The organism is Viridibacillus sp. FSL H8-0110 (assembly GCF_038003565.1).
In the GTDB taxonomy this organism is placed as follows: domain Bacteria; phylum Bacillota; class Bacilli; order Bacillales_A; family Planococcaceae; genus Viridibacillus; species Viridibacillus arenosi.
This window is the reverse complement of sequence record NZ_JBBOPJ010000001.1, coordinates 182,173-205,241: the sequence shown is the minus strand read 5'-3', so window position 1 is coordinate 205,241 and position 23,069 is coordinate 182,173. Positions and strand designations below refer to the sequence as shown.

The following is a 23,069-nucleotide window of genomic DNA, read 5'->3' as shown; positions in this document are numbered from 1 at the left end:
TACTGTTATTCAGTGTCTCCTGGGCTTTTTTATCGGAAATTAGAAAGGATGAATGAGATGAACAAACATTGGTTAATTGTAATTGTTGCATCTGTTTTTGAAGTGTTATGGGTTGTCGGATTAAAACACTCATATGACGTTTGGACTTGGGGAGGTACTGCGTTTGCTATCGTCTTTACCTTTTATTTATTACTCGTAGCAGGACGTTATCTTCCTGTTGGCACGGTATATGCCGTTTTTGTAGGACTTGGTACTGCTGGTACTGTCATTACAGGCATTTTGTTTTTCGATGAGCCATTTAAAATCTCAAAAATTTTACTCATTATTTTATTGCTTGTCGGTGTAATGGGCTTGAAGATTGTCACAGATGATAAAAAGGAGGGTGCAGAATAATGGCTTGGATCGCGTTAATTGTAGCAGGATTTTGTGAGGTTTTCGGAGTAGCTATGATGAACAAATGGCAGTATGAAAAGAAAGCAACTATTATGATAAGCCTAATCGCTGGATTTACAATTAGTTTTTCTTGTCTCTCTTATGCTATGAACACAATTCCTATGGGTACTGCTTATGCTATTTGGACAGGAATCGGTGCATCTGGTGGAGCATTAATTGGCATTTTCTTTTTTGGTGAATCAAAAGACTGGAAACGTATTGTTTTTATTACAATGGTGCTAAGTGCAGCAGTCGGACTAAAACTCGTATCTTAATATATTTTCAGATAATTAAACTATTTCTATGCTTTATAGAATATAATATTTCCAAGCATTGAAATCTATTATAAATGAGGCAACCATATGGCAGAACAAGTCAAGATTGAAACAATGATGCCCACTGATTGGGACCAAGTTAGAGCTATTTTTATCGAAGGGATTGAAGGCGGTAATGCAACATTTCGCACCACTCCACCTACATGGGAGCAATGGGACGCTGGACATTTAGAAGAATGTCGTTTTGTCGCACGTGTGGATGGAGAAATCGTTGGATGGATTGCACTTAGCCCCTTTTCCAATAATATATTCCACAAGGGTGTGACAGAGGATAGCATATATATTAGTAAGCGTGCTCAAGGATTGGGCGTTGGTACTAAGTTATTAAAAAAATGCATCGAAGAAAGTGAAAAGTGCGGTATTTGGACAATCCAGTCACAAATTTTCTCTGAAAATGCCTCGAGCATACATCTACATCGGAAATTCGGCTTCAAGGAGGTTGGCGTACGCGTACGCTTTGGTCAGTTAAATGGTGTGTGGAGAGACGTTACCTTACTTGATAGAAGAAGTACCATTGTGGGTCAAGAATAAATAAGACACCGTTTCTATCATGAAACGGTGTCTTATTTTTATATATTAGTAAGCTGTCCAACCTGCATCTGCAACAATTACTGTTCCATTAACAAAGCTAGAGTCATCAGATCCTAAGAATAATGCTACTTTTGCAATTTCATCCGGTTGACCAACTCGAGGGTTAATATTTAATCCTGACATTGCACGTCCAACACCAAATTCATTAATATTCGTCATTGAACTATTAATATTTGTTTCTACTGCTCCTGGTGCAATTGCATTACAGCGAATTCCATCATTTGCATACATGAACGCCGTATTTTTCGTGAAACCGACAACTGCATGTTTGGAAGCTGTATAAGCTGCTCCTGCACGAGTTCCGTTTAAGCCACCTGCTGATGCGACATTCACGATTGTTCCCTTTTTCTTTTTTAAGAAAATAGGTAGTACTTTACGTGTCGCACGCATTACACTAGTTGTATTAATAGCAAAAATTCTTTCCCATTGATTATCTTCAATATCAGCTGCTGCTTCGAAATTGTCCATAATTCCCGCATTATTTACTAGAATATCAACTGTTCCATAAAGATTCACTGTTGTATCAATTAAGTTCTGAATATCTTCTTCTTTAGCAACGTTTGCCACTACTGCTGTAGCTTCTCCACCATTAGCTTTAATTTCCGCTACCGTTACATCCGCAGCTTCTGCATTAATATCTGATACGATTACCTTTGCTCCCTCTTGTGCATATAAAGCCGCAATTGCTTTACCCATCCCTGAAGCAGCTCCTGTTACAACTGCAACCTGTCCTTGAAGTTTCATATAGACTTCCCCCTACTGTTATAGTAATCAACAGATGTTTAATACACCTCATCCATTTATAGTATAATGTGGTTTAGATACGCCATTCAATCAGCAAATCATAGAACTTTTGTTGAATAACCAACAGTTGATTAGGTATTTGTTCATTAAGCCAAAATATTGAACAGCGGAGGCACGTTTATGTCTACAAAAAACACTATAGTTGATAAACGAATTATTAAATCTAAAATAGCGTTAAAAGAAGCCTTGCTTTCTTTAATGCAAAATAAGGATTTCAAAGCTATCACTATAACTGATATTGTACAACTTGCAGATCTCAACCGTGGTACCTTCTATAAACATTACCAATATAAAGAAGAGCTATTGAATGAGATTATTGAGGATGTCGTGGCAGATTTAATTATTTCCTATCGTGAACCGTATAAACAAGTGAAAAATTTTGTAATTAGAGAACTCAATTCATCTGCTGTGAAAATTTTCGAACATGTTGAAAAACATGCAAGTTTCTACACGCTTATAGTTAAATCAAATGTTTTATATGGCTTTCAAAACAGAATTTGCATTGAGTTGAAAAGATTAGCACTAGAAGATCTTTCGAATATATACACTAACACTAACAATAAAATAGATAATAATTTACTTGCTAGTTATACTTCATATGCTATTTTAGGCATGATGATAGAATGGGTGAAAGAGGGGTTTCAATACTCATCCTCATACATGGCAGAACAATTAATAGAGATTCTTAACACAGCACCTGTTAAAATAACTTATAGAACAAACCCATTTTCAGAATAGAAAAAATAGAGGAGCTGAATTATATGAAAACGCACAAAATCACAACTCAAGAAGACTTACAAAAAGCATTTGATATTCGAGTTAAAGTATTTGTAGAGGAACAAAAAGTACCTGCTGAAGAAGAAATCGATCAATTCGATCATCTGGGCGGAGAATGCCACCATATTCTTGTTACAAATGATGAAAATCAAGCAGTCGGCACTGGCCGCATCCGCTTAGTTGAAGGTGTTGGCAAAATACAACGTGTCGCTATTCTTGAAGAATGCCGTAAACTTGGATTAGGCCGAGTTATTATTCAAGCTTTAGAGGATATTGCTTCAAAAGAATTAGGTGCTTCAAAAGTAAAATTGGATGGCCAAGTTCAAGCACAAGGTTTCTATGAAAAACTAGGCTATCACGTGGCATCTGATATTTTCCTAGATGCAGGTATTGAACATGTATTAATGATAAAAGAAGTTTAAGACTATAAAGAGCTGTCCCATGTAACCTGGGACAGCTCTTTTTATACTTGTGACAATTCAGAAATTTGCTTACTAGGCTTAACTAGCGTATAAATAATACCTGCGAAAATAAGCACTATTCCAGCAGTTTGTATCAAAGTAGGTCGGAAATCTAAAATTGCAACATCCAATAAAATTGCAACAACTGGATCAACAAAAACTAACGCAGAAACCACAATCGTCGGCAACTTACGCAAGCTATCAAAAAATAAATAATAAACAAAACCAGTATGTATTAATCCTGTCCCTAAAATGTACATCCAATTTGAAGTTGTCAGTCCTTCAAATACCCCATAATCCATAAACGGTAATAAAATGACAATCCCAACCGCTGTCTGTACAAACGTCATTGCATAGGCACTTAAGTGAGTTATGCCCTTTCCTACAAACATCGTTAATGCGTAACAAATTGCAGACAACATGGCCCAGACAAACCCTGAAGTGAACAATGCTTTAAAAGATGTAAACTGATCTAATCCGATAATAAAAATACTACCAAGGAAACATACAATAACGGCTAAGGTCGCTTGAACCGTCATTTTTTCCTTTAAAAATAAACTTCCCATAATCAACACAAAAATAGGCGCTAAATTATAAATCGTAATAGCTACTGAAATAGACATGTCTTGAAATGCTTTAAATAAAAACACCCAGTTTAATACTAAAAACACACCACAAATAAGTGTCTGGATTATTTCCTTACGTGACCACTGTTCTGTTTTATGACCGCCAGTAAAAAACCATATTCCTCCTAAAAATAATGTCGCACAAATACAGCGGACGAATACTAGCTCCTCTGCTGGAATTCCTGTATTCACTGTAAAAAAACCGATAGAACCGAATAACGCCATCGCAATAATCATCTTGAACATTGCTGCTATATTCATAATAATACAACCTTTCCTATATTTTTAATATTATGTTAATTATTTTATATCATAACATTTCTCATATTCTTAACCTACCTTCAGTTATCAATAGTTTTAAAACATTGAAAATTCTATATATAATTACTATTTAATCTATTAGGTTGATTATATATCCCTACTTAACAAACTTTACTTTTAGTGTATTAAGAACTAAAGTTGATGTGCTATAATTATGCTTTATTGACTATTTTATTTAAAATTCAAATTAGAGGTGTTAAACAAATGCAGCAAATACAACAACTTTTCCCTAGTGAAGACGGGAATCTAGAACAACGTAAAGAAATTTTAAATTATATAGAAAAGATTTTCACATCACTTGACGAATTGAAAGACCCAGAAAAAAGTACACTAGGTCCTATGCAAGAAAGATCCGCTAATTTCTATAAAGAACTAATTGAAAACTATGAAGTTCCTGTTAAATCAACTGGAATGGATAATGTAGTAAATGATTTAATCGACTTAATGAAAGGCCATCCATACCATACAAGAAAGTTTGTAACAAACGTTCTACCAATGGCTAGTATTCCTGGCATCATCGGATTATTAACAACAACATTATTAAATGGAAATAATCTATGGGATGTTTATGGACCAGCTGCAGCTGAAAGTGAAGTAAAAGTTATTGGCATGATGTCAAAGCTTGTTGGCTATGATTTCACACAAAGCTGGGGTTATACAACTTGGGGAGGACAAGGGGCAGTATTTAGTGGATTACGTCTTGCAATTGCAAAACAATTCCCGCATGCAAAAGAAGAAGGTGTCCCTCGCAATTTATATTGCTTCGCTTCTGAAAACGCCCACTATAGTCTATTAAAATCTGCTGAAGCTGTTGGTATCGGTAGTAATAACCTTATTCGTGTAAAAGCGACTAGCGATCATTCGATGGATTTAAAAGACTTAGCAAACAAATTGGAAGAAGTTATTCATAAAGGCGGTATTCCTGTCTATATCGTTGCTACTACTGGAGCAACAGATAGTTTTGCGATTGATGATGTCAAAGCTATTAAAGACATCACTTCTCAAGTTGAAGCTAAATACGAGTTGAAACCAATCCATATTCACGCTGACTCGGCATTGGGTGGATTTTATTCTTTCTTTAAATCTTATGATTTCAATACAAACCCACTTAAATTCGAGGACAATGTAGTTGCAAGCTTGCAAAGCATTAATGAGCGTATGCAACATATTTCTTTGGCTGATAGCTTGTGCTTTGACTTCCAAAAGCTTGGACAAACACCTTACTTAACAAGTTTATTTTTAGTCAAAGAAGGGAAACACTTCGGATTACTTGATTTAGAAGACTTTGATACACCTTATGTCGGTAATAGAGGGTATGGTAGTTATCATACAGGTTATACGCTAGAATGCTCTCGTATGGGTAGCTCAATAGCTATCTATGCTGCTTTAAATGCTTTCGGTGTAGAAGGTTATCAGCAAATATTAGCTAACTATGTCCGTGTAAACCTAGCTTTCAGAGATAAAATCCAAAAACAACTTCCTAATGTATCCGTTGTGAATGATTTAAATATTGGTCCTGTAACAGCATTCCGTCTATATCCAAAAGGTTTAGATTGGTCTCAAGAAAAAACAGGTACCTTTACTTTGGAGCAAGTTCAAGCAATAAATAATTTAAATCAATCTCTATTCGAAATACTTGGTCATAACCGTGAAAATGTTTTCTTTGGTGATACAACGAAGGTTTGCACTATCCCTGTCATCAATTCAGAAGATATGATTCCTGTTGCAGCTGCGAAACTTTTTGCAATTTCACCTTATACAGAGGTTCAACATTTAGATGAAATGGTAGCTTCTATTTCAAGTGCAATTCACACTTTGGAGGAGTCTAACATTGAAATTGTTTACTAAATTCAAAAGCTCAATTTTATATAAATATGTATTTAGTTTTGTAATACCAATTGCGATTTTCTCGATCATTTTCAGCTTGGCACTATACTCGTTCTCAACACATATCATAAATAACTATGTGATTGTACAATTTGAAAAAAGCCTTACTTTAATATCCCAAGAAATTCTGGAAGATATAGATAAAGAACTTGTTATAAGTGCAGATAACAATAATGCTGAAAAATACAATGAATTACTTAGCATTTTGAACAAAAAACAAAAAGCGTTTGGTGTTGAAAATACATATGTTCTTTCAAATTCAAATGGTAAAGAACATATCGTTGCTTTAAGTAATACAGATGATCAACAAGCTGACTATACTTTCAATGACAATATGATCAAGACAGTCAAGGATCAAAAAACTCAAACTAGTGAAATTTACAAAGATGAATACGGGATCCATAAATCGATATTTGTTCCTTTTATTGGTACAGATATTATTTTTGGAATTGATATGGATGCTTCCTTTATCTCTTCTCTACAATCAACCGTTCTAATGATTTCAGTAGGTTTGACACTTATTTTTATAATACTTGGAGCACTCATCGCTTACATCATAAGTAAACGGATTACGACTCCAATCGTTGCTGTTGTAGAATATGTGGAGGAAATTGCACAAGGTAATCTTACATTGGAACGTTTAAAGACTAAAGGGCAAGATGAGGTTGCACAATTGTCCGAAGGCGTTCATAATATGGCAACCGATTTACGATCTTTAATCACTTCGATTGCAGAAAATGCTGAACAAGTCGCAGCTACTTCTGAAGAACTTACTGCTAGCTCCGAACAAACGAATGAATCGATTAAACAAATTACAGAATCAATGCAAGAAGTAGCAGCTGGCTCAGAAACGCAAACAAGTGCTGTAGAAGAAATGAATACGACCGTTTCAACGATTTCTACCAAAATGAATCAAATCGCTTCAAGTACTGAAGATGTATCTGCCAAAGCTCAAGAAACTTCGCTGATTGCTACAAGTGGAAACACAACTATCAACAGTGCTGTAGAGAAGATGAATACTACCTATGATGCCATTCAAGAGACATCTGCAGTAGTGAAACGTCTAAGCGATAATACTAGAGAAATCGGTAATATCGTGACACTCATAACTGAAATTACAGATCAAACCAACTTACTTGCTCTAAATGCTTCAATTGAAGCGGCTCGTGCAGGTGATCACGGTAAAGGTTTTGCTGTGGTTGCACAAGAAGTCCGTAAATTAGCTGAGCAATCTCGCGAAGCAGCAAATGAAATTAGAACACGGATTGAAACAATACAAACCGATTCAACAGACGCCTCCGAATCAATGGCTATTAGCTATGGCAACTTAAAAGACAGTGCGACAACATTCGAAAATGCAGGCGAAGCTTTTGAGAACATTGTTACATCTGTAGACCAAGTAAATGCTCAAATGACTGAAGTGAATAACGCCATTGAGAATATGAATAAAGGTATTGAAGATATTGCACAGTCGATGGACCAGGTAAGCGTCATTTCTGTAGAAACATCTAGCAGCATTCAAAATGTAGCTGCTGCCTCAGAAGAACAATCTGCTAGCATCGAAGAAATTACCACTTCTTCAAATAATCTTGCTCAAATGGCCGAAACATTACACCGCACCGTTCATAAATTTAAAATCTAAAAATAATAAAACTCTCTATTACCTTATTAATTTTCTGGTAATAGAGAGTTTTAATTTAGCTTAATAAAATTATTCCAAACAATATTCTTGTATTGCCTTCCTTTTTTCCTCTGTCAGCCCAAATTCTTTTTCAAAAAATGTACTATAATTTCCATAACGCTTTTTAATGGCATCAAAAGTAGCTTGTAAATATCTCTCTTTAGCACTCATAATGTCACCAAAATGCTGTAATTGTTCTGAATTTAAATGTTGCGACAACATAGGAATCATCGCATCTTGCACTGGCTTCATACAATCATTTGTTATTAAATAATCCTGCATTATAATGTCTTCATCTACACCTAAAACAAGTAAGATAAGCGCCCCACCCACACCTGTTCGATCCTTACCTACCGCACAATGATGTAATAATCCAAGATTTTCAGGATTCTGAATAATGTCCATTAAACGCTTATACGAAGGATTATCCAATGGTAAATGTCCATAGAGTTCAGTAAAAACGTCCGCATTAACAGTTTGTAGAAACGCTCGATTATCCATTTCCTTCAAAGAAGAAGTCGGCATTTTAAAACCTACATCACCTTTTGCTGGAATTCGCTCATTGTGTACGTTTTCTAATTGCGGGTCCGGCTTTGCTTCTGCTTCTTTATCATCTCGATAATCGAAAATCGTTTTAATCCCTAAAGTTTTAAATAGTTCATGATCAGCTGTAGTCATCTTATGTAACTCGCCTGAACGATAAAACACACCGTATTTCACTTTGCGACCATCTGCTACAGGGTATCCTCCCATATCTCTGAAGTTCACAACTTGTTCAAACGGTAACACACGATTCCCATTATCTATAGACATAATATATCCCACTCTCTTCAATTATTAGAATATTCCATATATGTTAGAGTAGCATCTTTCCGAGCAATAAGGAATATTTAAAGCAGCTACTTCAAATTAAGACTTTTAAAACGATAAAAGTATATGACAATAAACTAATTATATTTCCCTACTATCTTCACTTTTTTATGTCTTTTAGACTAATACTTGTTGACTATTTACTGTTTTTCCATCAAAGTAATTATTATATTAAATCTAAAAAAGGGAGAAGGTTCCAAGATATGTCTGTCGGAAAAAAATTAAATATAGGATTCCTCAGTATTGTTGGTTTATTAGCTTTAATAATTGTTTTATCTTACTATCAATATTCTAAAATCCAATCACAGGTTGAGGAAGCATTTGATCACCGTTTTGTTCAAATAGAAATCATAAAAGATATTCAATTTGGTCTAGCAATGCAAGACTCTTCTTTGCGTTCTTATTTCATACAAGACATTGACGTAAGACTTGATAATTTACATACGTATCAAAACTTAGTAGACGATAAAATTGCTGAATTATCTCAAATAGTCCGTTCCGAAGAAATGAAAGGCTATTTAAAAGAAACGACTAAATTTAACGATGATTTTAATATTGCAGTTGCAAGTGCATTGAAAGAATTTGATAACGGCAATAAAGACGCTGCAATCCAAATAGTTGATACAACTGCTACGAGCGCAAGTAAAGGTCTTCTAGACTCATCTAACAATATTATTCAGTACCAAAAAGAGAAGTTACAAATTACTAGTGATGGATTAAAAACTCTTCTTAAACAATCTCTATGGAGTTCAATAGCTGCTTTAATAATTAGCTTAGCTCTAGGTGTATTTTTCATTAGCTTCATTAGAAAGTCGATAACAAAGCCATTAAAAGAAGTAGTTCAATCTGCTAAGATTATTGCTACGGGTGATTTATCTCAATCGGATATTACATACAAATCTAAAGATGAGATTGGTACATTGGCAAACGTCTTCAACAATATGAAGATCAATTTACGAGGACTCATCCATAATATTCAAACAAACAGTGAGCATCTCTCTGCTTCTTCACAGGAATTGTCAGCTAGTACTGAGGAAATTACTGCAGCTGGGGGCGAAGTAGCAATTCGTATCCACCAAACAGCAGATATCGCTTCTATTTCTGCTTCGGCAGCGAAAGAAAGTGCAGTTGCAATGGACGAAACAGCAGCTGGTGTTCAGCGTATAGCTGAAGCAACACAAACTTTACATCAAAATACCGTTAATATGGCTACTACTGCAAAAGATGGTGTAAAAACAATTGATGTAGCTCAAGATCAAATGCAAATCATTTCCAATTCAACTAACTTAATTGCTGAACTAACAGGAAAACTAAGCAAACAATCTGAAGAAATTAGCGCCATTACGCATGTCATTACGGATATTACAGACCAAACAAATTTACTTGCACTAAATGCTGCAATCGAAGCAGCTCGTGCAGGCGAACATGGTAAAGGCTTTGCTGTTGTAGCAGATGAAGTCCGTAAACTTGCCGAGGAGTCAAAAAAATCAGCGATTCAAATTGTAACACTTACTGAAGAGATTCAAACTGATACTAAAAACGTTGCCTCCGCTGTGAGTGAAGGTTTAACCTCTGTCAAAGATGGTGTTCAAGTTATTGGAGAAGCAGGAGTAGCTTTCAAAACCATTTCTTCTGCTATTGAATCAATCACTGTCCAAGTAGAAGAAATTTCAGCTACTTCAGAAGAAATTTCAGCTAGTGCTGAAGAGGTTTCCGCATCTGTTACTGAAATTGCAAGCGGAGCATCAGATTCATCGGATAATATAACATTAATCTCGTCATCTATTGAAGAACAAACTACTTCGATGAACCAAGTTAACTCAGTTGCTGAAGATTTAAGTACAAACGCTCAAGAATTACAAGACATGATCCAAGAATTTAAAGTGTAAAACTATAGAAAGGTGCCAAGGTCTTAAAAAGTCTTGGCATCTTTTTTGTACTTTTTCAAACCATATCTAGACAAATGGTTAATAAAGGTTTATTATTTTGATAGTTACTTAACCTAACTAACTATACGGAGGATATTTCGATATGCAACCACATCAAGCTTTTTTCCATGAATACCGAATGATGTACCGCCCCTTCATTAACAAATTGAACGTTTATTTGGCGAGCCATCAACTTTATAGCTCACAATGGGCTATCCTACGATTACTCATTAGTGAAAAATCACTTACTCTTGTTGAAATTTCTAATTCCTTGAATGTAGAAAAACCAACTACTACTAGAATGATTCAAAAATTAATCGAACTTGGTTATGTAACTACCGTACCAGGTAAAGATAAACGTGAAAAAAAAGTACAGTTGACTCCATTTGGACACGATGTATGTAAAGATGTACAAGTAACAATTGAACAATTTCAACTTGATGCATTAGAGGGTATAAGTGTAGAAGAACAAATTATCGTAAGTAAAGTCCTCGAGACTGTTAGAAATAATCTATTAAAATAGGAGATGCGAATAACGAATGTCTAAAGAAAAACTCTGGACAAAGGATTTTATCATTGTTTCATTAATTAATTTTCTAATTACATTAATTTTTTTCATGTTGATGGTCACTATTGCATCATTTGCAAAATCAGAATTTAACGCCTCAACTAGCATGGCCGGTTTAGTATCTAGTATTTTCATTATCGGAACATTAATCGGTCGCCTAGTTACTGGACGAATTATTGGCGACGTAGGAAGTAAAAAAACATTATTAATCGGACTAATTGCTTTTTCAGCTACTACAGCATTGTATTTCGGTGCATTTAATCTACCTCTTTTACTAGCAAACCGCTTTCTACACGGGCTTTCTGTTGGAATTGCAAGTACTGCAACGGGTACAATCATTGCCCAACTAATTCCACCTACACGACGTGGTGAGGGTATTGGTTATTACAGTATGAGCGCCATTATGGCAACTGCAGTAGGCCCATTTGTAGGTATTTTACTCACTCAAATCTTCACAGATTTCTATATGATTTTCTTAATCAATTTAGGATTATCTTTCATCTGCTTAGCTACTTTCTTATTAGTAAAAGTACCACAGCCAGCAGCAACTAAATCTTCACAAAACGAAAGAGCTTCTACTTCAGGATTTAAACTTTCAAACTTTATCGAAATGAAAGCTGTTCCTATCTCATTCGTAGCTCTAGTCATCGGCTTTAGTTATTCAGGAGTTATGTCATTCTTATCCTTTTATTCAGAGTCTATTAATCTAGTCACTGCAGGTAGTTACTTCTTCCTTATTTATGCAATTGTTATATTACTCTCAAGACCATTTACTGGACGCTTAATGGATACTAAAGGTGCCAACATAATCGTCTATCCAAGTCTAATCATCTTTGCAGTTGGAATGACATTATTCAGTCAAGCAAACTCAGGTATTATTCTGCTTTTAGCTGCCGCATTAATCGGTCTAGGCTATGGTAACTTTAATTCCATTGCCCAAGCACTTGCGATTAAAGTAACACCCAATCATCGATTAGGTTTAGCAACATCCACTTATTTTATATTTTACGATTTTGGTCTAGGTGTAGGACCATATTTACTCGGCTTCCTAGTACCTGTATTTGGCTATCGTCATCTATTTCTTTCAATGGTAATAGTCATCTTAATTTCAATTGTTCTATATTATTTTCTACACGGTCGAAAAGATAAAGCTCTTTTACAAGCTTGATACAAAGAAAAGGTTTTGCCCCCACTACAACGTTTGGGCAAAACCTTTTTTCTTTAAATACTATTCTTGAAAATTTTAATATCTACTTTAAAATCATTATACAATCACTCAAATGTAAGTTGCCAAGAAACACCAAATTGATCAACAAGCCAACCAAACTTTTTGCTAAAGCCATAATTACCTATTGGCATTAACTCACTACCTCCATCAGATAACTTGCCGTACAAATAATCTATTTCCTTCTCTGAATCACAAGTAATATAAAGAGAAAATGCTGGAGTAAATGTAAAATTATGTTGTATATTACTATCGATACACAAAATCTCCTGACCTTTCAATGAAAATGCAGCTTTCATTACACTACCCTCAGTTCCAGTTTCATTAGCCCCATAACGGGTAATATGTAAAACTTTTGAATCTGGAATTAAAGAAACATAATAATTCATGGCTTCCTCAGCATTCCCTTGAAACATTAAAAACGGCGTCACTTTTGTCATTTTTACCACCCTTTCGCTACTGTTACTATCAGTTGAATAGTTATTACATTTACCAACTACTCTGTATCTTTCCTAGTCTCACTTTCTACAACATACTTCAATTTTGTTAACTTGTTATTCCAAAACTGCTCATAGAAGGCTAGCCATTGCTTCAATTCTGTCAATGGTTCTGGTTGTAGCATAAAGATTTTCTCTCTACCCACTTTTGTACCACGTACAAGCTCCGCATCTGCAAGTACATGAAGATGCTTTGCTATTGCTGTACGACTCATATCAAAATGCGTAGTAATTTCTGCAATGGACCGTTCCTTTGTAGCTAATAAATGTAATACTTCTCTACGTGTTGGATCAGCAATTGCTTGGAACACATCATACTTTTCTGCAGCTGCCATACTTAGCCTTCAACCACTTTTTTGAATTTGTGCTGAACGATACCAACCCAACCTTGTTCCATGGTATCTCGAATAATAGAGCTTGGCTGTTGTGCTTTCGTTACAATAGTATCTGCATACTTCCATCCACCGTGAATAAGCGTAAATTCGGTTTTCTCTCCTAATGCTTTTAAAATGAAAGTCACAACCCAGCCATCAATATCCCATTCAAAAGATAAGCGATTTGGTTCATTGATCTCGATTACTTTACAAGGTGAAGGGCCAAATGGAGATTGCACTTGGAATTCATATCCTTTTTCTAATTTAAAATTATTCGGCATAAACCAAGCTTCAATTCCTTCAGCTGTCGATACATAATCCCACACCTTCTGAATAGGGGCATTTACGAGCACTGTTTGTTTTATATCTTGTAATTTCTCTTGACTATTGTTTGTCATTAATATTCTCCTTTTCCGACTAAAATTATATAACCATTTGGTTTCGTATCATGATTATATAAAACCATTTGGTTTCATGTCAATAAAATAGATAACCTAATCTTGTGATTTCAATTATTTACCGAAGTACTATATGATTATTAGTCAAAGGGACTGTTATTAATTAGGGGGGCTAAATAGATGACCAACATTTTAATTGTGGATGATGATGTTAATATTCTAAATTTGGTAGAGGTACATTTACGAGATGCTGGATACCATGTATTTAAGGCAAATGATGGTATAGAAGCATTGCGCATTCTTAAAGGTACGCTCTGTGATTTAGCAGTTATTGATGTGATGATGCCATATATGGATGGCTATTCTTTAACAAAAGAAATACGTCAGCAGTACGATATTCCTGTTATCTTACTAACTGCAAAAAACCAAATTACCGATAAGGAAAAAGGCTATGATTCTGGCACTGATGATTATCTTGTAAAGCCATTTGAACCACAAGAATTACTATTTCGTATTAAAGCATTATTACGTCGTTATGATAAACAAGTTGATGATTCTGTCGTTCGTCTAGGTGATATCTCAATAAATAAAGCAAATTATGAAGTACAAATTGGCACTCGTACAATATTTTTGCCATTAAAGGAATTTGAATTAATGTATTTTTTAATGTCTCACCCTAAACAAGTATTTTCTAGAGAGCATTTAATTGAACAAGTTTGGGGATTAGACTTTGCAGGTGATGATCGTACGGTAGATGTTCATATTAAACGGCTGCGTGAGCGCTTTTCAGACTTAACAGATACCATTCATATTAAAACTGTACGGGGAATCGGTTACTTATTGGAGGACAAAAGTATATGAGATCCCTCTACTTTAAATTCATTATAGTGACGATTGGCATTATGCTCCTAAGTGGCGTGCTATCATTCTTTATATCCAATACGTATTATCAACAAAAGCTAAAACCATTTAACGATGCAAAGAATACACAAATTGCTTTAGACATTGCTGAATTTGCCGAAAAACACCCTACCACTGACTTGAAGGACTATCTCGAAACTCTGTCATACATCGGTTATCAACTGTACTTGGTTGATACATCTAGGGAAGGTACTTATTTTGGTGCAGAATTTCGTGTAAAGGAACTGCCAAATTCTACAATCGATCAAGTATTAAATAATGAGATTTACCACGGCCTTCTTCATTTCCCACAAGAAACATTTGTCACTGGTTTTTTTGCAAATGAGTTGAGAAATACGATTGGAGTTCCGTTAACACATGATAACAAACAATATGCACTCTTCCTTAGACCAGACATAAAGTTACTTTTCAATGAGATGCATATTTTATTTGGTTGGCTATTTGCATTAACAATAATACTAAGTATTTTAATGGTAATCATTAGTACAAAATATTTAGTAAAACCTATTACTAAATTAACAAAAGCGACGAACTCGTTGGCCGAAGGAAATTTTAACGTCGAGCTCGATATAAACCGTAGTGATGAATTAGGAAAGCTAGCAAATAGCTTCTCTCATATGGCAAACCAATTAGAACAATTTGATGATATTCGAAAAGAATTCATCTCAAATATTTCCCATGATATTCAGTCTCCACTTTCGAATATTAAAGGTTATACAAACTTATTAGGAAAAGATGATTTACCCTCTGAAGATAAAGAAAAATATATTGCAGTTATAAATGGGGAAATTGAAAGACTCTCTACTCTAACCAAGCAATTACTTCTCCTCTCATCTTTAGATCAGAATGAGGATATTATGAAGAAAAAATCATTCAATATAGCAGAGCAAATTAAAGAACTTGTCCGCCAATATCAATGGGCAATTGGAGAAAAGGGAATTATGCTCAGCTATTCTCTACCTGACTTCGAAATAGTAGGTGACCCTTTACTACTTAACACCGTATGGGACAACCTCTTAACGAATGCGATAAAGTACAATAAAGAAAATGGAAGCATTGATATAGCAATAGCCAAAAAAGATTCATCCATTATTGTCACTTTCCAAGATAAAGGGATAGGTTTATCTGAGAATGAAATTGATAGGATATTCGATCGGTTCTACCGTGTAGATACTTCAAGAACCCATTCTGTTGAAGGCTCTGGACTTGGTTTATCCATCGTTTCATCTATCGTTAAATTGCATAATGGGAAAATAGATGTTATAAGTGAAGAAAATGAAGGTACGATCTTTTCTGTGACATTACCCATTCAATAATATTGTCAGTTATTATCTTGTGGACTTCTCCATAAATAATAACTGGCTTTTTTTGTAATTTCTTATTCATCTTCCGTTCATATTCAAGATGTACATTATGGATGTAACCAAGAACAGGAGGATGAAGTAGATATGTTTTCTCTTTCATTAAAAGAAATTCGGTTTTTCAAACTTAGATATTTATTGATCGGTTTTATCATGTTTTTCGTTGCAGCGTTGGTGTTTATCATTAGTGGATTGGCAAACGGTTTGTCATCAGATAACGCATCTTCTATTCAGAACATGAATGCACATGCATTTTACTTAGACAAAGATGCAGACAATCGCCTCGATCGCTCTCGCTTTGATGAAAAAGTGTTATCGGATATAAAAGACAATAAAAATCTGCAAACAGTCGGTCTACAAATGCTTTCTTTAAAGGAAGTAAACTCAGATAAAAAAGTCGACGTAAGCATGATGGGGATTGACCCAAATAGCTTCCTAATGCCTAAAGTAACTGAAGGCTCAACTATTAAATCTTCTAAAGGACCAACAATTGTTGCCGATGACTCATTAAAAAAACAAGGAATTGAAATCGGCGATAAGTTATACGAAGAAAACTCAGATATTACTTATACAGTAGTTGGTTTTACTGAGAAACAAACGTTCAGTCATACACCAGTAGCTTTTGTAAACAAAGAAAGCTGGGAAAACCTTTTTGCTTCAACACAAAAAGTATCTTATAACGCGATTGTTATAAAGGATGCTAATAAAGAATTACAAGAAGATGTTTCATCTACTATAAAAGATGGGGTTTGGGTAGAAAAAGGCGATGTTATTAAAGGCATACCTGGTTACGATGCTGAACAAAAATCATTATTCATGATGTTGGCATTTCTAATCGTAATAGCAGTATTCGTTTTAACAGCATTCTTCTATATTATGACGATTCAAAAAGTTAACCAATTTGGTGTTTTAAAAGCAATTGGTGCAAAAAACAATTTCCTCATTGGTTCTACAATTATCCAAGTAATTATCCTATCCATTGTAAGTATTGGTGCAGCAATCGGTTTTGCAGCAATCTTGCAAGCGATTATGCCAAAGGGTATTCCATTCGTCTTTGACTTTGGTTTAATTCTTATATACTCTGGTGTATTATTTATCGTATCGATTTTCGGTGCGCTACTTTCAAGTGCTAGCATTGTAAAAGCGGATCCGTTACAAGCTATGGGGAGGGCAGAATAATGACTAACATTCCATTAGAACTAAAAAATGTTCGTAAAGTATTTCAGGACGGTGAACAGGAAGTTGAGATTTTACACGACCTTAATTTCCAAGCAATTAAAGGTGAACTCATTGCTATACTCGGCCCATCAGGTTCAGGTAAAAGTACAGTTCTATCTATAGCAGGCGCACTTTTGAGCCCAGATGGCGGTGAAATGATTGTTAACGGTGAAAACATAGCAAACTATAATGACAAACAAAAAGCAGAAGTACGCTTACGTTCAATCGGCTATATATTCCAAGCTTCTAATCTAGTTCCTTATTTAAAAGTAAAAGATCAGCTGAAATTAGTAGCGGATCTTGCAGACTCTTGGAATAAGGAAGCACAACAAAGAGCAGATGAATTATTAGAATCAGTGGGTCTTGCTCACCGCGCAAATCACTTTGTACAGCATCTATCTGGTGGTGAAAAACAACGTGTGGCGATTGCACGTTCATTAATGAACAACCCTGATATTATTCTTGCCGATGAACCAACTGCTAGCCTTGATTTTGAGCGTAGTAGCGAAATCGTTGCACTCATCGCAAAAGAAGTAAAGGAAAAAAATAAAGCAGCTGTGATGGTAACACACGATGAAAGCATCTTATCTTATTGCGATAAAATTTATGAAATGAAAAATGGACAGTTAGCATTAAGAACAACTTAAATAAGGAGACACGGTTCATTACCGTGTCTCCTTTTCAATTGACTGTCATTCTACTTTTTTATAAATTTACTTTTTAATATATAAACTTCTTTATTAGCTGATAGCTCTTTGATCAATTTTTGGGGATTCTCGCTAAGTTCCTCATAATTGTGAGGTTCTGTTTCATTAGAATATCCATGAATCATATAACCTAAAATCATTTCAGACTCAATATTTTTCTCACCTGCAATTGTACTTTTCCATACCGTAAAAGTAGAATCTGATGACATTTTTGGAAGCTGTGTTCTTATACTACTTGAGTTACTCCCATTACCAGAGGTTACACTCAAACTTAATATATTGTCAGCATTGGATTCAGCTTTTTTAATTGTATTCATAATGATGGTACCACTACCTTTTACTTCATAGTTAAGGAGTAAAACTTCTAAATCTGCTAAATTCCCCTTTTCATATGCCTCAACCCATAATCTTAAATGATTGTACGATTTGTCTATTTGGTATTCATAAATGAGATATTGTTCCGTAGTTCTATCTAATATAGTTTCCTCTCTTTTAGTTAGTTTAGGATATATCATCATATTTTTTTTTGTAAACATAACTTGCTGTTCAATCGGTTTATCGATAACTTTTTCTGCAATACTACAAGCACAAAGTAATAAAACACAGCCTATTATTAATGCTGCTCCTCTTTTTAATGCGCTCATACATCCCCCATCCTTCTAAAAGATGCATATTTAGCATCTTAACCCCAAAATAGCGATTCAAATTTTATAAAAAATCTCAACTTCTATAATATTTTCTGCAGAATCATTTAGATTCTAATACTCTATATAAAAATTTCTCCTTTATTTTGAGCTTAACTGTAACAATCTATAGAGGCGTAAAAAATTGATACATTTTATAGTTTTCACTTCCTCTACTTTGTAAGTCCTATAATTATTATTCTACCTAAACAAAAAATACCCTTTAGATTTAGAAATCTAAAGGGCAAATATTATTCAGCTTTTATTTCATTCTCTGTTAACCATTTATGGTTTTCCACTGCTTTACCACCCGTAGTTGGTTTGTAGTTAACCATATATACTGTTGTTGGCTCCGCGGAGTCGATTTTGGCATTAGCACCATACATGCCTTCCATATGTGAAGCCATTACCTTAACTTCTTTACCAGGTTTGAGTAATTTATCACCCGCATCAACAAGTTCTTGTTGAATAACCCACTTATGGTTCTTCACTTTTTCCTCACCATTTGTAGGTGTATATGAAATAGCATATGCATTTGTATCAAAAGCTCCTACTATTATGGCTTCTGCACCCTTCATACCATCCATATGACTTGTTTCGATAATCACTTTACTTCCAACTTTATATTTTGGATTTTCTTCTTCTTTTAAATCAGCTGGTATTTCTGCTGATACAGAATGATCCATACTCATATCTTCATCATTTACCTTCGTATTTGTTTTTTCATTATTACCAGTACACGCAGCTAATGTTAATGCAAAAACTAGTAATAGTATTCCTATTATACTTTTTTTACTTTTCATTATTACTCTGCATCCTCCTAGTCGAAAATTAGTATTATATATTTTTCCCAACTAGTATGTACCATTCCCTATATAGCAAAATCCAAACTTTCTAACACAATTTATAAAAGCTTAAAATCATTGTCTAGTTCGAACTCCCTTAAGCTATCATAGTTAAATAATCCTTCCTATTTAACCTAATTTAAAATGTTTAGCGATTTGCATGTATACAACACCTTCTAATTTTGGCATACGCTTATTAATTTTCAATGCAAAATATAATGTTTTCATAAAATGGAGTGTACAAGTTCTCGCTTTAAAATATGATGGATCATATCCTATGCTATATAGATGATGATCTAACTTATCGAAAATTTGCTCAGTCCATTCAACGAGTACTTCTTCTGAAACACCCTTTTTCATCATTTCTTCTATCACTATCATTAAACGCTCTTCTTCATCATCTATATAAACTGCATTTTTCCATAGGCATGCTTTAATAGCTTGCAGTATTGGTGGTGCCATGCGTAGTTCAAAGGCTGGATGACGTACCGTTGCAGCAGCTAAGTCCGCACCATGCGCTATACTGTGTGCCCATCCCTTACCATCTATAAATCCCCGAACATCTCGCTCTTTTTGTAAATAATGACCGCTTTTTTCTAAATATGTAGTCAATGCCGCATTAGGTAAGAATCTTAACTCTGCATCTGTTGTTAAAAGACCTGTCAACAACAACGCTGAAAAAGAACGCGTTAATACTGTATCAGTCTGTTCATCACCGATTTGGGAAAATAAATATTTTTCCGATACAATTTCTTTATACAAATATTGCATTTGCTCATGTGAAAGTAACTGCTCCCCAAGCATCTCTATAAATGTTCTATAAATCAGTTGATCACGTAATTCTGCATCGACAGCACCTATTTCCTGCAGCATATTGAAAAGTAACTCGTCACCATTATTAGCAATCAAAGTTTTACGTTCTAATATAGACATCGATACCCATTCAATTAAAATCTGTTTTAAATCCATAACATCCTCCATTAATTACCTTCATTTGTCACTGTGTACATTATGCCATGAACATCGAAACAGCTGCATTAGAAATTAAAAAGCCACCTACCATTCGAACATTGATAGGTGACTTAGATATTCCTACGATTATCTCTTTATAATTCATATAACCATTTCTCAGCCATTTGTTTAAAATCATCTCTTCCCCAAGCAGCAATTGCTTCTATTTCTCCTAAAGTAGCTATCTGATATTGAAAGAAATCATCTGCTAAAAAGTACGCAAGGCGCGTGTGTTCGAATCGCTTTCCACCGTTAATAGAAAACCACTCGTAAAACAACTCTTTGAAGTTTAGTTGTTGATAATCTTCACGAAATGCGTTTTTAATGTCATTATAATCGTTCCGAGCAAACGATAACCACTCTGCTCCATCCACATCATAAGAAAAATACTGATGTGGCAATAGATTTGGTACAGCTCGGCGAGACAAATGCGTAGCGGCGCCTTCTTGGTTTAACCAAGTGATGGGGCTACCCCAATCGATAATTGTCCAATCGATTTTGTTCTTATCTGAAACAATATTGTGTGTAGCATGACCAAACTCGTGTGCCACAATATATTCTAGATGATTAATTTCCGGAGATAATTTCTCTAGCGCAAAACTGATGTCAGGAATAATTTCTCTATATGTATAAGCATTAGAACCATAACCACCAATCAATAAATTTACATCCAATGGGTACTCCACGTCATATTTTTCTTTATAGCTTAATTCAACTCTTTCAATAATTGAAACGATTGTTTCTCTAACTAATCTAATACGTTCGAAATCATGTTCATATTTACTAATCGATTGTAAAAGCCTTTCTTCTGTATCTTTGCAGTGATACAAAAAATACTCTTGAAATACTTTAGGATACTTGTCATAGTATCCTTTTAAAAAGCTAATCGTTGGCTTGTAATTTTCTAAAAAATATTCAGTCGTATCGATTATTTTCATCTACTAACCTCCTTCTAATAAATATGTTCTATCTTCATAAAATTCACACCATCAAATGACAACTTATAGATATCTGGCATTTGTAGCTCTTTCCAAAAAGCAAAATCATATTTTACATCAAAGTAATTCATGATCAACACCATCAAATTCCCATGTGTTCCAATCACAATATTACGATTTTGATAAGTATGTAAGACGTCCATCAAACCTTCTATACCTCTGGCTTGAGCTTTAAGATTGGATTCTCCATCATCAAATTCGAAATCTGGTTCTTGCCAAACTTTTGTTATTGCTGCAGTAAAGTCCTTTACTTCTCCATGAGCTAGCTTACGCTCTTGAAAAGTCTTATTTAGTTTAATTTCAGCTTTATTGTATTTTGCTAGAGGCTCAATTGTTTGAATCGCTCTTCTATATGGGCTAGATATGAATGTATCAATTCCCTCCAATTCAAGCTTTTCCAAAATACTCTTGGCATCTCTTAGCCCTTTTTCGGATAATGGTCGTGTTAATTCATCCGGTGTATACACTGAATGCGCATGCCTTACTAAGTAAACATTTGTTGTCATCTCAGCATCTTCCCTTGCTATTTTTGTTTACCGTCATTAATAAATTCCATATGCTTTTTATGCTGTAAGTAATAATCCATTCTGTCTTGTAATGTACCTGTATGAAATTCGAACTTATGACCATCTAAATCTGTAAAATAGATAGATTTCTTATCCCTTTGATCTCTTTGTCTACCAGATAGTATATTTACATTTAAATTTCTAAGTTTCTCATACATTTCATCGAAATCCGAATCTTTTATTGTGAATGCTATATGAGTATAAGACTGGTGTATTTCATTGCGTGATATATCTTCTTCTACGTTTAATGCTAGCCATATCCCACCGACATCAAAATATGCTGTAGAGCGCCCTTTTACTAATAACTTTGCATCAAATACATTTTGATAAAATTCAATTGATTTTTCTAAATTTGAAACTGAAAATAAGAGGTGATTTATACCTTGAATATTCATGAAAACCGCCCTTTTCCAATTCATTTTCATATATAAACATTAATTTATTTTCTCAACAATGTGCTCAATTATTTCAGTTAAATCTTTGTTCTCCGTATTAATATAATACGAAAAGTCATTGTTTTCGTATGCTGCTAAACATTTATCTGTCTGCTGAAAACACCAATCCCCCAAAACTTCTCCTCGCTCTAACAAACGTTTATGAATTGTCTCTTTAGTGGCTGTTAGGCAGAAATGATACACTTCATTATCTACTTGATATAAGCCATCCATGATTTCAGTGAAGTATTCAATGTTCCTAATAGTCATTGGGACAATCAATGTCTTCCCATACTGCTCATGAAGACATCTGGCTGTTTCCACAAATAACTTTCTCCATAAAATAAAATCCTGAAAATCTCCACTAGGAGCCTCTTTTTCTTTTATATCATTTGGTAACATATGTCTGAGCATAAATCCCACTACTTCCGGGTCAAAAATAATACTCTCTTCTAAATTCTCATGCAATAATTCAGTAACGCTTGTTTTCCCAACACCAAAGGCGCCATTGATTAAAATAATCATAGTTTCTCCTTTTTATCTTTAGACT

At 34.6% G+C, this 23,069-nt stretch carries 27 protein-coding genes; 14 read left to right on the top strand and 13 right to left on the bottom strand.

From position 1 onward, the window contains the following. Positions 1–57: 57 nt before the first annotated feature. From MHH98_RS01095 to MHH98_RS01085, 3 genes are all read left to right on the top strand, one after another. Positions 58–393, top strand: a complete 336-nt coding sequence (locus tag MHH98_RS01095) for a DMT family transporter (protein WP_038186390.1) — start codon at positions 58–60, stop codon at positions 391–393. After that, positions 393–707: a DMT family transporter gene (locus MHH98_RS01090; RefSeq protein WP_038186392.1), complete on the top strand. Its 315-nt coding sequence runs from the start codon at positions 393–395 to the stop codon at positions 705–707. Before MHH98_RS01095 ends, MHH98_RS01090 begins: the two co-directional genes overlap by 1 nt. Before the next feature lie 87 nt (positions 708–794). Continuing rightward, entirely contained in the window at positions 795–1,298 is a 504-nt protein-coding gene (locus MHH98_RS01085) for a GNAT family N-acetyltransferase (protein WP_076034745.1), read from the top strand. 45 nt (positions 1,299–1,343) lie between these two features. Here MHH98_RS01085 and MHH98_RS01080 read toward each other — a convergent pair whose 3' ends face one another. Further along, on the bottom strand, positions 1,344–2,102 hold the full coding sequence (locus MHH98_RS01080) for an SDR family oxidoreductase (protein WP_076034744.1): 759 nt from the start codon (positions 2,100–2,102) through the stop codon (positions 1,344–1,346). Positions 2,103–2,282: 180 nt separating this feature from the next. Here MHH98_RS01080 and MHH98_RS01075 point away from each other — a divergent pair, with 180 nt between their 5' ends. Then, on the top strand, positions 2,283–2,900 hold the full coding sequence (locus tag MHH98_RS01075) for a TetR/AcrR family transcriptional regulator (protein ID WP_038186398.1): 618 nt from the start codon (positions 2,283–2,285) through the stop codon (positions 2,898–2,900). A gap of 23 nt (positions 2,901–2,923) precedes the next feature. Then, on the top strand, positions 2,924–3,361 hold the full coding sequence (locus tag MHH98_RS01070; protein WP_038186400.1) for a GNAT family N-acetyltransferase: 438 nt from the start codon (positions 2,924–2,926) through the stop codon (positions 3,359–3,361). Between the two features lie 41 nt (positions 3,362–3,402). Here the strand turns inward: MHH98_RS01070 and MHH98_RS01065 are convergent, their stop codons facing one another. Beyond that, positions 3,403–4,287 (bottom strand): DMT family transporter, encoded by an 885-nt coding sequence (locus MHH98_RS01065; RefSeq protein WP_038186402.1) that lies wholly within the window; start codon positions 4,285–4,287, stop codon positions 3,403–3,405. A 264-nt stretch (positions 4,288–4,551) separates the two neighbouring features. Here MHH98_RS01065 and MHH98_RS01060 point away from each other — a divergent pair, with 264 nt between their 5' ends. Together MHH98_RS01060 and MHH98_RS01055 are read left to right on the top strand one after the other, a co-directional pair. Continuing rightward, positions 4,552–6,195: a pyridoxal phosphate-dependent decarboxylase family protein gene (locus tag MHH98_RS01060; protein WP_340712177.1), complete on the top strand. Its 1,644-nt coding sequence runs from the start codon at positions 4,552–4,554 to the stop codon at positions 6,193–6,195. Next, positions 6,179–7,876 carry a methyl-accepting chemotaxis protein gene (locus MHH98_RS01055; RefSeq protein WP_038186407.1) on the top strand — a complete coding sequence of 566 codons (1,698 nt, stop codon included), beginning with the start codon at positions 6,179–6,181 and terminating at the stop codon, positions 7,874–7,876. Before MHH98_RS01060 ends, MHH98_RS01055 begins: the two co-directional genes overlap by 17 nt. Positions 7,877–7,945: 69 nt before the next feature. Here the strand turns inward: MHH98_RS01055 and MHH98_RS01050 are convergent, their stop codons facing one another. Beyond that, the gene (locus MHH98_RS01050) at positions 7,946–8,728 is read right to left on the bottom strand and encodes a tyrosine-protein phosphatase (protein ID WP_038186409.1); all 783 of its coding nucleotides are present in this window, start codon (positions 8,726–8,728) and stop codon (positions 7,946–7,948) included. A 260-nt stretch (positions 8,729–8,988) separates the two neighbouring features. On the opposite strand from MHH98_RS01050, the gene MHH98_RS01045 reads away from it, so the two are divergent. The 3 genes from MHH98_RS01045 (at position 8,989) to MHH98_RS01035 (ending at position 12,449) form a co-directional block, all read left to right on the top strand. After that, positions 8,989–10,674, top strand: coding sequence for a methyl-accepting chemotaxis protein (locus tag MHH98_RS01045; protein WP_076065570.1), 1,686 nt, complete (start codon positions 8,989–8,991; stop codon positions 10,672–10,674). Positions 10,675–10,816: 142 nt separating this feature from the next. Then, the gene (locus MHH98_RS01040; RefSeq protein WP_038186414.1) at positions 10,817–11,236 is read left to right on the top strand and encodes a MarR family winged helix-turn-helix transcriptional regulator; all 420 of its coding nucleotides are present in this window, start codon (positions 10,817–10,819) and stop codon (positions 11,234–11,236) included. Positions 11,237–11,252: 16 nt separating this feature from the next. Then, positions 11,253–12,449 (top strand): MFS transporter, encoded by a 1,197-nt coding sequence (locus MHH98_RS01035; protein ID WP_038186415.1) that lies wholly within the window; start codon positions 11,253–11,255, stop codon positions 12,447–12,449. 104 nt (positions 12,450–12,553) lie between these two features. Here the strand turns inward: MHH98_RS01035 and MHH98_RS01030 are convergent, their stop codons facing one another. From MHH98_RS01030 to MHH98_RS01020, 3 genes are read right to left on the bottom strand one after another with little or no spacing between them, the layout of a single operon-like run. Beyond that, positions 12,554–12,946, bottom strand: a complete 393-nt coding sequence (locus MHH98_RS01030; protein ID WP_076065569.1) for a VOC family protein — start codon at positions 12,944–12,946, stop codon at positions 12,554–12,556. A 56-nt stretch (positions 12,947–13,002) separates the two neighbouring features. Then, a complete protein-coding gene (locus MHH98_RS01025; RefSeq protein WP_038186419.1) occupies positions 13,003–13,338 on the bottom strand; it encodes an ArsR/SmtB family transcription factor in 336 nt (111 codons plus the stop codon). Positions 13,339–13,340: 2 nt separating this feature from the next. After that, positions 13,341–13,775 (bottom strand): SRPBCC family protein, encoded by a 435-nt coding sequence (locus tag MHH98_RS01020; protein WP_038186422.1) that lies wholly within the window; start codon positions 13,773–13,775, stop codon positions 13,341–13,343. Between the two features lie 180 nt (positions 13,776–13,955). On the opposite strand from MHH98_RS01020, the gene MHH98_RS01015 reads away from it, so the two are divergent. From MHH98_RS01015 to MHH98_RS01000, 4 genes are all read left to right on the top strand, one after another. Continuing rightward, positions 13,956–14,636, top strand: coding sequence for a response regulator transcription factor (locus MHH98_RS01015; RefSeq protein ID WP_038186424.1), 681 nt, complete (start codon positions 13,956–13,958; stop codon positions 14,634–14,636). Further along, positions 14,633–16,012 carry a sensor histidine kinase gene (locus MHH98_RS01010; RefSeq protein ID WP_038186426.1) on the top strand — a complete coding sequence of 460 codons (1,380 nt, stop codon included), beginning with the start codon at positions 14,633–14,635 and terminating at the stop codon, positions 16,010–16,012. Before MHH98_RS01015 ends, MHH98_RS01010 begins: the two co-directional genes overlap by 4 nt. A 132-nt stretch (positions 16,013–16,144) precedes the next feature. After that, complete coding sequence (locus MHH98_RS01005; protein WP_038186428.1) at positions 16,145–17,236, top strand: ABC transporter permease; 1,092 nt, start codon at positions 16,145–16,147, stop codon at positions 17,234–17,236. Continuing rightward, positions 17,236–17,922, top strand: coding sequence for an ABC transporter ATP-binding protein (locus MHH98_RS01000; RefSeq protein ID WP_340712176.1), 687 nt, complete (start codon positions 17,236–17,238; stop codon positions 17,920–17,922). Before MHH98_RS01005 ends, MHH98_RS01000 begins: the two co-directional genes overlap by 1 nt. Before the next feature lie 50 nt (positions 17,923–17,972). On the opposite strand, the gene MHH98_RS00995 is transcribed toward MHH98_RS01000, so the two are convergent. From MHH98_RS00995 to MHH98_RS00965, 7 genes are all read right to left on the bottom strand, one after another. After that, positions 17,973–18,626 (bottom strand): hypothetical protein, encoded by a 654-nt coding sequence (locus MHH98_RS00995; RefSeq protein ID WP_038186432.1) that lies wholly within the window; start codon positions 18,624–18,626, stop codon positions 17,973–17,975. Positions 18,627–18,916: 290 nt separating this feature from the next. Beyond that, positions 18,917–19,468, bottom strand: coding sequence for a YdhK family protein (locus MHH98_RS00990; protein WP_038186433.1), 552 nt, complete (start codon positions 19,466–19,468; stop codon positions 18,917–18,919). A 171-nt stretch (positions 19,469–19,639) separates the two neighbouring features. Beyond that, positions 19,640–20,479 (bottom strand): DUF2785 domain-containing protein, encoded by an 840-nt coding sequence (locus tag MHH98_RS00985; RefSeq protein WP_076034738.1) that lies wholly within the window; start codon positions 20,477–20,479, stop codon positions 19,640–19,642. 137 nt (positions 20,480–20,616) lie between these two features. Beyond that, a complete protein-coding gene (locus MHH98_RS00980) occupies positions 20,617–21,459 on the bottom strand; it encodes a hypothetical protein (RefSeq protein WP_038186438.1) in 843 nt (280 codons plus the stop codon). Between the two features lie 14 nt (positions 21,460–21,473). Further along, complete coding sequence (locus MHH98_RS00975) at positions 21,474–22,025, bottom strand: histidine phosphatase family protein (protein WP_038186440.1); 552 nt, start codon at positions 22,023–22,025, stop codon at positions 21,474–21,476. Positions 22,026–22,042: 17 nt separating this feature from the next. Further along, the gene (fosM, locus tag MHH98_RS00970; protein ID WP_076034737.1) at positions 22,043–22,480 is read right to left on the bottom strand and encodes a FosM family fosfomycin resistance protein; all 438 of its coding nucleotides are present in this window, start codon (positions 22,478–22,480) and stop codon (positions 22,043–22,045) included. Positions 22,481–22,519: 39 nt separating this feature from the next. After that, entirely contained in the window at positions 22,520–23,044 is a 525-nt protein-coding gene (locus MHH98_RS00965) for an AAA family ATPase (protein ID WP_038186443.1), read from the bottom strand. Between the last annotated feature and the right edge of the window lie 25 nt (positions 23,045–23,069).